Below are 11,614 nucleotides of genomic sequence, written 5' to 3'. Positions count from 1 at the left end.
TCTGATGCCGCCGTTCCCCGACCACGGGATGAGCCACCTCCCCTCGCGTGCCAGCGTCTTCGTCGGCCGGCGCCCCGAACTCCGCGCGGTCCGGGAGCTGCTCACCCGGGACCGCCCCGAACGGGGCCGGGCGACCCCGATCCTGGCGATCGACGGCGCCCCCGGCGTCGGCAAGAGCGCTCTCGCGCTGGAGCTGGCGCACGAGTCGCTGGACCGCTTCCCCGACGGTCAGCTCTACGTCGATCTCGGGGGATCCGGCGACAATCCGCTGAGCGCCTTCGACGTGCTCGCACAGCTGTTGCAGAGCCTGGGGGTCGAGCCGTCCGCCCTGCCGCTCGGCCTGGACTGCCGGGTGAGGCTCTACCGCAGCATGCTGCACGGCAAAAGGGTGCTCGTCGTACTGGACAACGCGCTGGACTCGCACCAGATACGGCCATTGATACCGCAGGGGTCAGCCTGTCTGATCGTCACCAGCCGGCAGCCGCAGCGTGGTCTGGTCGTCCGCTACGGCGCCCACCGCATCGGCCTGAAGCCGCTGGATCCGGACACCGCGGCGGACCTCCTGCTCCGGCTGACCGGGTCCGGGCACGGTGCGCGGCGGCCGTCCGCCGTCGACCGGCTCGTCGAGCTGTGCGGGTACCTGCCGCTGGGCATCAGGATCACCGCCGGGACCCTGCTCGGGGATCCGTACGGAAGTCCGGAGCGGCTGGCCGCGCAGTACGAGGACCCGGTCACCAGGCTGGACCTGCTGGCGGTCGACGGCGACGAGGAGATGAGCGTCCGCTCCGTGTTCGCGGCCAGCTACCGCGTCCTGCCCGACGATGTGGCCCGGCTGTTCCGGCTCCTGTGCAGGGCGGGCCTGGAGGAGGTCGGCCTGCTGTGCTCGCTGCGGCTCGCGGGCGCCACTGCCGCCGTGGCCTCGGGGCAGTTGGAGTCGCTGGTGGGCCATGGCCTGCTGGAGCGCGTCGGGCCCGAGCGCTACCGGATCAACGAGCTCGTGCGGATCTACGGGGCCGAACGCGCCGAGGCGCAGCCGGAGCCGGTCCACCTGCACGCGGCCCGTCTACGACACCCTCATGGCCGAACAACTCGAAACAGCCGTAGAACGCAACGGCAAGGGCGATCTGGGGGGCGCTGCTGAGCGGAAACGACACCTGGACCGTGCGTGGTCACGACGCGGTCCTTTCGCCGTGATCGACCGGATACTGCCGCGGTCCGTCTCCGCGTACGAAACCCACGCCGACTCGCAGGACGGCTTCCTCTTCCCCGAGGAGCGGGCGATCGTCGCCCGTGCCCTTCCGGGGCGGGTCCGGGAGTTCACGACGGGCCGGTACTGCGCCCGTCAGGCCCTGGCCTGCTTCGGCGTCCCGCCCGGGCCGATCCTCCGCGACGACCGCGGCGCGCCGCTGTGGCCGGACCGGATCAGGGGGTCGATCACCCATTGCCACAGTTACCGGGCCGCGGCGGTCGCCGAATCGTCGAGCATCGGGGCGATCGGCATCGACGCCGAGCCGCATGCCGCCCTGCCTCCCGGAGTGCTCGGAACGATCTCCGTGCCCCACGAAGCCGCGGACATCAGGGCCCTGTTGCGGGAGCGCCCCGGCATCAGATGGGACCGGCTGCCGTTCAGCGCCAAGGAGAGCGCGTACAAGGCGTGGCGGTATCCGCCGCCCGGGCCGGAGGGGGGCAGGGTCCAGAAGGACCTGGACTTCAAGGACATCGTCGTCTCGGGACGGTGGCTGGCCGGAGCGGACCTCCTCCTCACCGCGGTGGTCGTGCCGGCGGTGCCTGCCTGAAACGGGTTCCGGGCGGTGGTGCAGGCGGCCCTGCCCGGCGTACTCCCGTGCGCCCCCGTGTGCTCCTTCGGCGGCATCGGAGGTTCCGCATACGGTTCCGGGCCATGAGCGGAAACGCGATGGAACCGGCCACGCCGACGGAAATCAGCAGCCAGGCCTTGCCTCCCTCCGACCAGTGGTCCACGGTCCCGGTGGTGCCGGCGCCGGTCTGCCGCCTGGAGAACTTCCTCGGAGCGGAACGGGCCGGCTCCCTGCTGGAGTACGCGATCTCCCGGCAGGGCGACTTCAGCGCGGGGACGGTCGTGGACCCCCTTTCGGGCCAGGTGTCCCACAAGGGCCGCAGCTCCCTCGTCCTGCCCGTGACCAGCTCCGTGTTCAGCGCGCACCTCGCGGACTGTCTGCCCCTGGTCCAGGAGGTCCTCGGCCACCGGGCCGCGCTCACGCAGACCCTGACGGTCCTGACGGCGCACGGGGAAGGGGGGGCACTACGGACTGCACACGGACGCCTCACGGGTCCGTGACGTGAGCACGGCGCTGTCGGCGGTGTACTACCTCCACGGCACGCCCCGCGGCTTCGGCGGCGGTCAGCTCCGGCTGTACGACACCCTGCTCCACGCCGGCGGAGCACAGCCGGCGGAGTCCTACCGCACCGTCGAACCCGAGCACGACAGCATCGTGTTCTTCCCGGCCGGGGCCTTCCACGAGGTCGTCCCGTCCACCTGCCCGAGCGGGCGGTTCGCCGACCACCGTTTCACCCTCACGACGTGGATCAGCGGCGCGGAGCCCGCGGCCGCGGCGCCCGGCACCCCGTTCCCGGTGTGGCAGTGGATGGCCCGGGCGGCGGAACGCACCCGTCCGCTGGCAGGCGTCGCGCGCGATCACGACGGCGCCGGCCCCATCGCCCTGCCGGCCGCCGCACCGGCCACCCGCCTCACCCTCCCGGACCCGCGCACGGCCCCGTAGGAGGGGGATGGGGCCGTGCGCGAAGGTGACCGCCGGCTCGCCCGGGGACCGTCCGGGGCGGGCCGGCGATCGGCTCAGGGGCGGTCGGCGAGGTAGCCGCCCATGGTCTTGAAGTACTCGGACGCGGGCAGCTCGCGGCCGTCCTCGGTCCGTACGCGGGTGATGGCCAGGCCGTGGTTGCGACCCGTGCGGGCGTCGGCGCCGGCGACGATCACCACGCCCTCGCCCTCCCGGTAGAAGATGCGGCCGGGGGTGCCGCCGTACAGGCCCTCGGACAGGACGGCGGAGAGCACCTCCAGGCGCTTGCCCTTGTGGAAGGTGAACGCGGCCGGGTACGGCGCGGACTGGGCGCGGACCAGGCGCTCCAGGACCTCGGCGGGCCAGGACCAGTCGATCCGGATGTCCTCCTCGGCCCTCTTGTGGAAGAAGCTGGCCTGGGACCGGTCCTGCTTGGTGAACTCGGTCTGCCCGGAGGCGATCAGGTCGAGGGCGCCGATCGTGACCGGGGCGATGAGGTCGACCGTCTTGTGGAACAGGTCCGTGGCCGTGTCCGTCGGGCCCACGGCGACCGCGCGCTGGACGACGATGTCGCCGGCGTCGAGCTCCTCGTCCATCATGTGCGCCGTGACGCCCACTTCGGCCTCGCCGTTGATGAGGGCCCAGATCAGCGGGGAGAAGCCGGCGTACTTGGGCAGCAGCGAGTCGTGCACGTTGAGGGTGCCGTACCGCGGCAGCGTGTAGATGCGCGGCGGGATCCAGGTGCGCCAGTTGTTGGCGACGAGGATGTCCGGGTCGGCTTCCTTGAGCTTCTGGAACAGCTCCTCGTCGTCGGGACGGTTGCGGATGACGACCGGAACGCCGTGCTCCTCGGCGAGGTCGGCGACCGAGTCGCTCCAGATCTTCTCGTAGGCGTGCTCGCTCTTGGGGTGCGTCACGACCATCACCACGTCGTGCTCGGAGTCCAGGAGCGCCTTCAGGGTGCGATGGCCCCAGGTCTGATAGCCGAACATGACGACCCGCATCGGGGTTCCTCCTCAGAAGAGCACAATAACCAGAAGCAAGTAAAGCAAGGCTTACCTAACAGTGCAACAACCCCGATTCTGGGCTCTATTGACCCGAGTGTGGGCGTGTTGTCCGCTTTGCCTGGTCGACAGCCCGCCTGGATCAGGTTAGCTTTACCTAAGTTCCACTCGGCTGCCGGTCACCGGCGTGCCTGGACTCCCCCCTTTCCCCCACCTTGACAAGACGCCTGGCAGGCGGCTGTCCCGCACCAATGGGAGTGACATGTCACAGGCTCTTCCTGGCGACGCACCACTGATCCACGATCTGATCGGCATCGGCTTCGGGCCGTCGAACGTGGCCATGGCGATCGCGCTCAGCGAGCACAACGCGCGCGTCGGAAGGCAGGAGGCGGTCACCGCTCACTTCTTCGAGCAGCAGCCCCGCTTCGGGTGGCACCGCGGCATGCTCATCGACGACGCGACGATGCAAGTGTCCTTCATGAAGGACCTGGTGACGCTTCGGAACCCGACCAGCGAGTACAGCTTCCTCTGCTACCTGCAGAGCAAGGGCCGGCTGATCGACTTCGTCAACCACAAGAACCTGTTCCCGCTCCGCGTGGAGTTCCACGACTACCTCGAGTGGGCCGCGGCCAAGGTCGACGACATGGTCTCGTACGGCCACCAGGTCGTCTCCGTCGAGCCCGTCGTGCGTGACGGCGTGATCGAGTACCTCGACGTGACCGCGCGCTCCGGCGACGAGGTCGTCGTCCACCGGGCCCGCAACCTCATCGTCGGAACCGGGCTCCGCCCGGTCATGCCGGAGGGCGTCGAGCGGACCGAGCACGTCTGGCACAACACCGACCTGCTGTCGAAGGTGGACGGCCTGGAAGGCACCGAGCCCACCCGCTTCATCGTGGTCGGCGCCGGCCAGAGCGCCGCCGAGAACGTCGCCTACCTGCACCGCCGCTTCCCCCGGGCCGAGGTCTGCGCGGTCTTCTCCCGCTACGGCTACAGCCCCGCGGACGACAGCAGCTTCGCCAACCGGATCTTCGACCCCCAGGCGGTGGACGAGTACTTCTCGGCGCCCGAGGACATCAAGCGCCGGCTGATGGACTACCACGGCAACACCAACTACTCCGTGGTGGACATCGACCTCATCGACGACCTGTACCGGCAGTCGTACCAGGAGAAGGTGCTCGGCACCGAGCGGCTGCGCTTCCTGAACGTCTCGCGCCTGACGGGCGTGGAGGAGACGGCCGACGGGGTCCGCGCCACCGTCAAGTCCCTCGTCACCGGCGAGGAGAACGTGCTGGACGCCGACGTCGTGGTGTGCGCCACCGGCTACCAGCAGGCGGACGGCCTGGGCCTGCTCGGCGAGGTCGCCGACCGCTGCCACCGCGACGACCACGGCCGGGTCCGGGTCGAGCGCGACTACCGCGTGAGCACCGACCTCGAACTGCGCTGCGGCATCTACCTCCAGGGCGGCACCGAGCACACCCACGGCATCACCTCCTCGCTGCTGTCCAACACCGCGGTCCGCGTCGGCGAGATACTCGACTCGATCCTCGACCGGAACCTCAAGACCGTGCCCGACCAGGTCAGGCCGGTCGCCGGGGGAGCCGAAGGCGGAGCCCGCCAGCCGGCCATCTAGTGCTGTGACCGGCCCGTCGGCCCAGGCCCGCTGCCGTGTCTGTGGTGCGTTCGCACCGGCAGGCACGGCAGTAGTGTGCATGCAGCAGAACCCCGAGAAAGGAACGTCCGTGTCTCCTGGCACCCGTCGCCGCGCCGGCGGCCCGCCCGCCCACGGGCGCGTGATACCCAGGCGGCACACCGTCCGCGCCGGACGCACGGGATGACCCGCCTCGACACGGGCACGGCCACCGTGGAACGCCCGGCGCCCTCCCGGATCGCGGCGGCCCGGCGACGCCGGCTGGCGGGCCTGGCCACCATCCTCGCGGTCCTCCTGGTCGCGGCCGTGGTCTCCCTCGCGGTCGGTGCGCGCGCGCTGAGTCCCGCCGAGGCGTGGCACGGGCTGTTCGCGGCCCCGGACCCCGACCAGAAGGTCTCGGACGCCAGGCTCATCATGCAGACCGTGCGGGTGCCCCGTACGGTGCTCGCGATCGTGGCGGGCATCGCCCTGGGCGTCGGCGGGGCGCTGATCCAGGGGTACACGCGCAACCCCATCGCGGACACCGGCCTGCTGGGCGTGAACACCGGCGCCTCGTTCGCCGTCGTGTCGGCGATCTCCCTGCTCGGGCTCACCGACCCGTTCCAGTACGTCTGGTTCGCCTTCCTGGGCGCCGCGATCGCCGGTGTCGTCGTGTTCGGACTCTCCAGCATCGGCCGGGGCGCCGGCAATCCGCTGACGCTCGCCCTGGCCGGGCAGGGGGTCACGGTGTTCCTCATGGCGATGACCACGGCCGTGGCGTTGTCGGACAAGGCGGCGCTGAACGCCCTGCGGTTCTGGAACTCCGGCTCCGTCGCGGGCGTCCGCTTCGACGTCATCTGGCCGGTCACCGCGTTCATCGTGGTCGGGCTGGTGCTGGCCCTGGCCACCCTGCCCTCCGTCAACCTGCTCAACCTCGGTGACGACGTGGCGCGCGGACTGGGTGTCAACATCACCCTGATCCGGACCGTCGGCATCATCGCCATCACCCTGCTCGCGGGCGCGGCGACGGCGGCGTGCGGCCCCATCGCGTTCCTCGGACTCATGGTGGCGCACGTGGCCCGGCACCTGGCCGGGCCCGACTACCGCTGGCTGGTGCCCTACGCGGGTCTGCTCGGCGCGGTCGTCCTTCTGGTCTGCGACATCGTGGGGCGCGTGGTGGTGCGGCCGGGCGAACTGGACGCGGGTGTCCTCGTCGCCCTGCTCGGCGCCCCGTTCTTCGCGGTCCTGGTGTGGCGGGGAAAGTTCAAGAGCGCATGAACGTGACAGTGGTGAAGCGCCCGGTGGCGCCGGGCGTGCGGCTCGGCCGCGTGTCGTTCGTGTGGCGGCCCAGGATCGTGCTGGTCACGCTGCTGCTGATGGCCGCGGCCTTCCTGGTGTTCTGCCTGTCCATCGCCGTGGGGGACTTCCCCATCGGCCTGCCGCAGGTGGTCGCCACGCTCTTCGGCGGGGGCGAGCGGGTCGACGAGTTCGTGATCATGGACCTGCGCATGCCGCGGGCCCTGGCCGGGCTCGTCGTGGGCATCGCCCTGGGGATGTCCGGGGCGATCACCCAGTCCATCGCCCGCAATCCGCTGGCCAGTCCGGACATCCTGGGCATCACCGGAGGCGCCAGCGCGGTCGCGGTGTGCCTGGTGACGGTCTCGGGCGGGGCCACCGCCGCGGTCGTCAGCTCCGTGGGCCTGTCCGGGGCGGCGCTCGCGGGCGGTCTCGCCACCGGGCTGCTCGTGTACTTCATGGCGTGGCGGCGCGGGGTCGACGGCTTCCGGCTCATCCTCATCGGCCTCTCCGTGAGCGCCGTGATGGAGGCGGTCACGACCTGGCTGCTGGTCACCGCCGACATCAGGGACGTGGCGCGGGCCCAGGCGTGGCTGGTGGGCTCCCTGGACAACCGGTCGTGGGACGAGGTGGGGGTGGCCCTCTGGGGCACCGCGATCCTCGCGGTCGTCGTGGCGTGCGTCGCCTTCCAGTTCAAGCCGCTGCACTTCGGCGACGACGTGGCCGCCGGCCTCGGCGTCCGGTACGCGGTGGTACGGGCCGTCATGCTGCTCTGCGCCGTGCTCCTGGCCGGCTTCGCGGTGAGCGCGGCGGGACCGGTCCCGTTCGTCGCCATGGTGGCGCCGCAGGTGGCGATCCGTCTGACGAAGTGCCCCACACCGCCGCTGGTGGCGTCCGCCGTGGTGGGCGCGCTGCTGCTGATCGGCTCGGACCTGGTCGCCCGTACGGTACTTCCGATCAGCCTGCCCGTCGGCGTGGTCACCGCCGCGATCGGCGGCCCCTTCCTCATCTACCTCCTGGTGCGGGCGAACCGCCGCTAGATGGTAAAAAGGTTAGGCAAGCCTAAATAAGGGGGGGGCATGGTCGCTCAGCACATCACCGGGATCGAGTCCGGGGCCGGGTCCGGGATCGATTCCGGGACCGTGGACGGTGCGCGGCTGGCGGCCAAGGGCGTCACGGTCGGGTACGGCGATCGGACCGTGATCGACGCGCTGGACGTGTCGATCCCGCCGGGTGTGGTGACGACGATCATCGGCCCCAACGGCTGCGGCAAGTCGACCCTGTTGCGGACGCTGTCCCGGCTGCTCAAGCCGACCAGGGGATCGGTCGTGCTGGACGGCGAGGACATCGCCCGGCTCCGGACCAGGGACGTGGCGAAGAAGCTCGGCCTGCTGCCGCAGGCGCCGGTGGCCCCGGAGGGGCTCACGGTGGCCGACCTCGTGGCCAGGGGCCGCCACCCGCACCAGAGTTGGCTGCGGCAGTGGTCCTCGGACGACGCCTCCGTCGTGGAGCGCGCGCTGGCCATGACCGGGGTGGCCGACCTGGCCGACCGTCCCGTCGACGCGCTCTCCGGGGGTCAGCGGCAACGGGTCTGGATCTCGATGACCCTCGCCCAGGGCACCGACCTGCTGCTGCTCGACGAGCCCACCACCTACTTGGACCTGGCGCACGCCGTCGACGTGCTCGACCTGGTCGACGACCTGCACGAGTCGGGATGCACGGTGGTCATGGTGCTCCACGACCTCAACCTGGCCGCGCGCTACAGCGACAACCTGATCGTGATGAAGGCGGGTTCGGTCCTGGCGCAGGGTCACCCGCGCGATGTGCTGACCGCCGAGCTGCTGCTCGAGGCGTTCGGTCTGCGCGCCGTGGTGATCGACGATCCGGTGGGCGACCGGCCGCTCGTCGTGCCCATCGGCCGGACCCATGTCCAGAGTTCGGGCAACCGGAACGAGAGCCTCGCGACTTAGGCTAGGCTTACCTCACTTCCCCGGGGTACGGTTTGCCTGCCCTTATGTGGGGCCGCAGTGGACAGCACGAAAGCAAGGGATTCCGGATGCTCCTCGACCGAACGACACGTATGAAGCCCTGGCGGCGGCTGGCGGCAGGCGTGTCCGCCGCGGCCCTCGGTGTAGGCCTCCTCGCTGGATGCGGTTCCGACACGGCGGACAAGGACAAGAAGGACGACGCTGCCAACGCCCCGGCCGCCGCCGGTGCGTTCCCGGTCACCGTCGAGCACTTCTTCGGCTCCACCGAGGTCAAGAAGGCCCCGCAGCGGGTCGTGTCCGTCGGCTACACCGACGACCAGAACATCCTCGCGTTCGGCATCAAGCCGGTCGGCATGGTCGACCAGTACCCGAACCCGGCGGGTCAGAGCCCCGACATCAACACCCAGTGGCCCTGGGTGAAGGACAAGTGGGGCGAGACCAAGCCCGAGGTCATCATGAACAACGGTGACGCCGGCCCCAACTTCGAGAAGATCGCGGCCCTGCGCCCCGACCTGATCATCGCGGTCTACTCCGAGATCGACCAGGCCGCCTACGACAAGCTCTCGAAGATCGCCCCGACGGTCGGCCGCACCAAGGCCGAGAAGGAGCCCTTCAGCGCTCCGTGGTCGGACAACGCCCTCCACATCTCCAAGGCGCTCGGCAAGGCCGATGAGGGCAAGGCGATGGTCCAGGGCATCCAGGACAAGCTCGCCTCGGTGAAGAAGGCGCACCCCGAGTTCGCCACCCAGACCGCCGTCTCGCTGTCCTGGTACAAGGACGCGGTCAACCCCTTCACCACCACCGACGTGCGCGGCCAGCTCCTGACCGGCATGGGCTTCAAGGGCCAGGCCGAGATCGACAAGCTCGCCGACGGCAAGTTCTCCTTCGGGCTCTCCCCGGAGCGCATGGACCTCATCGACGTCGACCGCGTCTTCGTCATCAACGACAAGGCCGACACGGACGCGCTGAAGAAGTTCGACCTCTTCGCCAACCTGAAGGTCACCAAGGCCAACAAGGTGTCCTACCTGCTGGACAGCGAGGGCGCCGCGGCCGGCGCGGCCATGTCGCAGGCCACCCTGCCCTCCCTGCCCTTCGCCATCGACGAGCTCGTCAAGTCGGTCGGCTAGGTGTGAGCGCCACCGATACGCGTGTCGCCCCGGCAACCCTGCGCACGACGACCGGACGTGAAGCGGCCCGATGGGTGGCGGCGAACTGCCGCACGATGCCCTGGCTGACGTCCGCCGCCGTCCTCAGCACGGTTGCCGGTGCGGCGCTCCAGATGCTCCCCGTGCTGCTGCTCAGCCGGGTGGTCGACGGAGTGATCGGGGGCGAACCGCGTTCGATCCTGATCACGATCGGGGCCCTGATGGTGGCCGCCGCGCTTCTTGGCGCGGCGGCCACCGCCTTGTCGACCTACCTGATCGGGCGGCTCGGCGCCGACCTGCTCGCGCAACTGCGCGAAGGCGCCGTCCGCGCCGTGCTGGGCATGCCCAGCGCCCGGATCGAACAAGTGGGCCGCGGTGACGTGCTCTCCCGGGTCGGCGACGACGTCGCCGTCCTGTCCAAGGGCATCCGGTCCGCCATTCCCACGGTGTTCTCCGCCGGTGTGCTGGTGGCCATCGCCACGGTCGGCATGTTCGGGCTCGACTGGCGCCTCGGCCTGGCCGGCGCCTGTGCGCTGCCCGCCTACGCGCTGGCCCTGCGCTGGTACCTCCCCCGGTCCGCCCCGCTCTACCGGCAGCAGCGGGTCGCCCAGGCCGATCGCGCCCAGGCGCTGATCAGCGGTCTGAACGGCATCGAGACGGTGCGGGCGCACCGCCTGGAAGAGGCGTTCCGCGAGCGGGTGGAGGGCGACTCCCGGCGGGTGAAGGACCTCGGGATCGAGGTGTTCCGCTTCTTCGGCCGGTTCGTCGGCAGGGAGAACCGGGCCGAGTTCATCGGCCTGGCCCTGATCCTCGTGGTGGGCTACGTCCTGCTGGAGACCGGCTCCGCCACCCTCGGCGCGGTGTCGGCCGCGCCGCTGGTGTTCCACCGCCTGTTCACCCCGCTGGGCGCCATCATGTTCACCTTCGACGAGGCCCAGAAGTCGGGCGCGAGCCTGACCCGGCTCGTCGGAGTGCTGGCGGAGCCCGCGGAGGAGAGGCTGCTCGGCGACTCGGCCGCCGCGCCGGCGGACAACGCGTCGTACCCGGTGACGGTGAAGGGGCTGACCTTCGCCTACCCCGGCTCCGAGGAGCCGGTCCTGCGGGACGTCAGCCTGACGATCCCGGCGGGCGGCTCACTGGCCCTGGTGGGCGCCACGGGCGCCGGCAAGACGACCCTGGCCGCCCTCATCGCCGGCATCGGGACCCCCCAGGCCGGGTCGGTGCGCGTCGGGTCGACCGACCTCGCCGATCTGGACGAGGCCGGGGCGAGGTCGCTCGTGAGCATCCTGACCCAGGAGACGCACGTGTTCTCCGGTCCGCTCGCCGACGACCTGCGGCTGGCCGCGCCGGCGGCGACCGACGCCGAACTGACGGCCGCGCTGCGCACCGTGGGCGCGCAGGAGTGGGTCGAGGCGCTGCCCGACGGGCTGTACACCGCGGTCGGCGAGGGCGGTGAGCGGGCGGACGGCACCAGGGTCGCCCAGATCGCCCTGGCCCGGCTGGTGTTGGGCAGGGCGCCCGTGGTCGTGCTCGACGAGTCGACCGCGGAAGCGGGCAGCGAGGGCGCTGCCGAGCTGGAACGGGCCGTTCTGGCCGCCTGTTCGGGCCGGACCACGCTGTTCGTGGCCCACCGGCTGACCCAGGCGGTGGCGGCCGACCGGATCGCCGTGCTGGACGCGGGACGCGTCGTGGAACAGGGCACGCACGAGGAGTTGGTGGCCCTGGGAGGCCGCTACGCGCGACTCTGGCGGGCCTGGCGAGACGGTAGTTAGGTAAC

At 70.9% G+C, this 11,614-nt stretch carries 11 protein-coding genes; 10 read left to right on the top strand and 1 reads right to left on the bottom strand.

Going from position 1 to position 11,614, the window contains the following annotated elements; all coding sequences use genetic code 11:
• The first annotated feature begins 4 nt into the window (after window positions 1-4).
• From DRB96_RS05060 to DRB96_RS05045, 4 genes are all read left to right on the top strand, one after another.
• Window positions 5-1,141 carry an AAA family ATPase gene (locus tag DRB96_RS05060; RefSeq protein WP_112447096.1) on the top strand — a complete coding sequence of 379 codons (1,137 nt, stop codon included), beginning with the start codon at window positions 5-7 and terminating at the stop codon, window positions 1,139-1,141.
• A gap of 49 nt (window positions 1,142-1,190) precedes the next feature.
• Window positions 1,191-1,796 (top strand): 4'-phosphopantetheinyl transferase superfamily protein, encoded by a 606-nt coding sequence (locus tag DRB96_RS05055; protein ID WP_112447095.1) that lies wholly within the window; start codon window positions 1,191-1,193, stop codon window positions 1,794-1,796.
• A 104-nt stretch (window positions 1,797-1,900) separates the two neighbouring features.
• Window positions 1,901-2,317, top strand: coding sequence for a hypothetical protein (locus DRB96_RS05050; protein ID WP_162688477.1), 417 nt, complete (start codon window positions 1,901-1,903; stop codon window positions 2,315-2,317).
• A 1-nt stretch (window position 2,318) separates the two neighbouring features.
• Window positions 2,319-2,759, top strand: coding sequence for a 2OG-Fe(II) oxygenase (locus tag DRB96_RS05045; RefSeq protein WP_239516024.1), 441 nt, complete (start codon window positions 2,319-2,321; stop codon window positions 2,757-2,759).
• A 74-nt stretch (window positions 2,760-2,833) separates the two neighbouring features.
• Here the strand turns inward: DRB96_RS05045 and DRB96_RS05040 are convergent, their stop codons facing one another.
• On the bottom strand, window positions 2,834-3,781 hold the full coding sequence (locus DRB96_RS05040; RefSeq protein ID WP_112447090.1) for a methionyl-tRNA formyltransferase: 948 nt from the start codon (window positions 3,779-3,781) through the stop codon (window positions 2,834-2,836).
• Window positions 3,782-4,043: 262 nt separating this feature from the next.
• Between DRB96_RS05040 and DRB96_RS05035 the strand changes: the two genes are divergently transcribed.
• From DRB96_RS05035 to DRB96_RS05010, 6 genes are all read left to right on the top strand, one after another.
• Window positions 4,044-5,411 (top strand): lysine N(6)-hydroxylase/L-ornithine N(5)-oxygenase family protein, encoded by a 1,368-nt coding sequence (locus DRB96_RS05035; RefSeq protein WP_112447088.1) that lies wholly within the window; start codon window positions 4,044-4,046, stop codon window positions 5,409-5,411.
• A gap of 201 nt (window positions 5,412-5,612) precedes the next feature.
• Complete coding sequence (locus DRB96_RS05030) at window positions 5,613-6,686, top strand: iron ABC transporter permease (protein ID WP_112447086.1); 1,074 nt, start codon at window positions 5,613-5,615, stop codon at window positions 6,684-6,686.
• Complete coding sequence (locus tag DRB96_RS05025) at window positions 6,683-7,744, top strand: iron chelate uptake ABC transporter family permease subunit (RefSeq protein ID WP_112447085.1); 1,062 nt, start codon at window positions 6,683-6,685, stop codon at window positions 7,742-7,744. The genes DRB96_RS05030 and DRB96_RS05025 overlap by 4 nt, the downstream gene beginning before the upstream one ends.
• A 39-nt stretch (window positions 7,745-7,783) precedes the next feature.
• Entirely contained in the window at window positions 7,784-8,674 is an 891-nt protein-coding gene (locus tag DRB96_RS05020) for an ABC transporter ATP-binding protein (protein ID WP_112447084.1), read from the top strand.
• A gap of 86 nt (window positions 8,675-8,760) precedes the next feature.
• Window positions 8,761-9,819, top strand: a complete 1,059-nt coding sequence (locus DRB96_RS05015; protein WP_112447083.1) for an iron-siderophore ABC transporter substrate-binding protein — start codon at window positions 8,761-8,763, stop codon at window positions 9,817-9,819.
• A 2-nt stretch (window positions 9,820-9,821) separates the two neighbouring features.
• On the top strand, window positions 9,822-11,609 hold the full coding sequence (locus DRB96_RS05010) for an ABC transporter ATP-binding protein (RefSeq protein ID WP_112447082.1): 1,788 nt from the start codon (window positions 9,822-9,824) through the stop codon (window positions 11,607-11,609).
• The last annotated feature ends 5 nt before the right edge of the window (window positions 11,610-11,614 follow it).

This window comes from Streptomyces sp. ICC1, assembly GCF_003287935.1.
GTDB lineage: Bacteria > Actinomycetota > Actinomycetes > Streptomycetales > Streptomycetaceae > Streptomyces > Streptomyces tritrimontium.
The sequence above is the reverse complement of the archived record's forward strand: the minus strand, read 5'-3'. Positions and strand labels throughout refer to the sequence as shown.

Coding starts and splice junctions, on each gene's coding strand:
- DRB96_RS05060 (WP_112447096.1), top strand. CDS start 5: ATGCCGCCGTTCCCCGACCACGGGATGAGCCACCTCCCCTCGCGTGCC.
- DRB96_RS05050 (WP_162688477.1), top strand. CDS start 1,901: ATGAGCGGAAACGCGATGGAACCGGCCACGCCGACGGAAATCAGCAGC.
- DRB96_RS05040 (WP_112447090.1), bottom strand. CDS start 3,781: ATGCGGGTCGTCATGTTCGGCTATCAGACCTGGGGCCATCGCACCCTG.
- DRB96_RS05035 (WP_112447088.1), top strand. CDS start 4,044: ATGTCACAGGCTCTTCCTGGCGACGCACCACTGATCCACGATCTGATC.
- DRB96_RS05030 (WP_112447086.1), top strand. CDS start 5,613: ATGACCCGCCTCGACACGGGCACGGCCACCGTGGAACGCCCGGCGCCC.
- DRB96_RS05025 (WP_112447085.1), top strand. CDS start 6,683: ATGAACGTGACAGTGGTGAAGCGCCCGGTGGCGCCGGGCGTGCGGCTC.
- DRB96_RS05020 (WP_112447084.1), top strand. CDS start 7,784: ATGGTCGCTCAGCACATCACCGGGATCGAGTCCGGGGCCGGGTCCGGG.
- DRB96_RS05015 (WP_112447083.1), top strand. CDS start 8,761: ATGCTCCTCGACCGAACGACACGTATGAAGCCCTGGCGGCGGCTGGCG.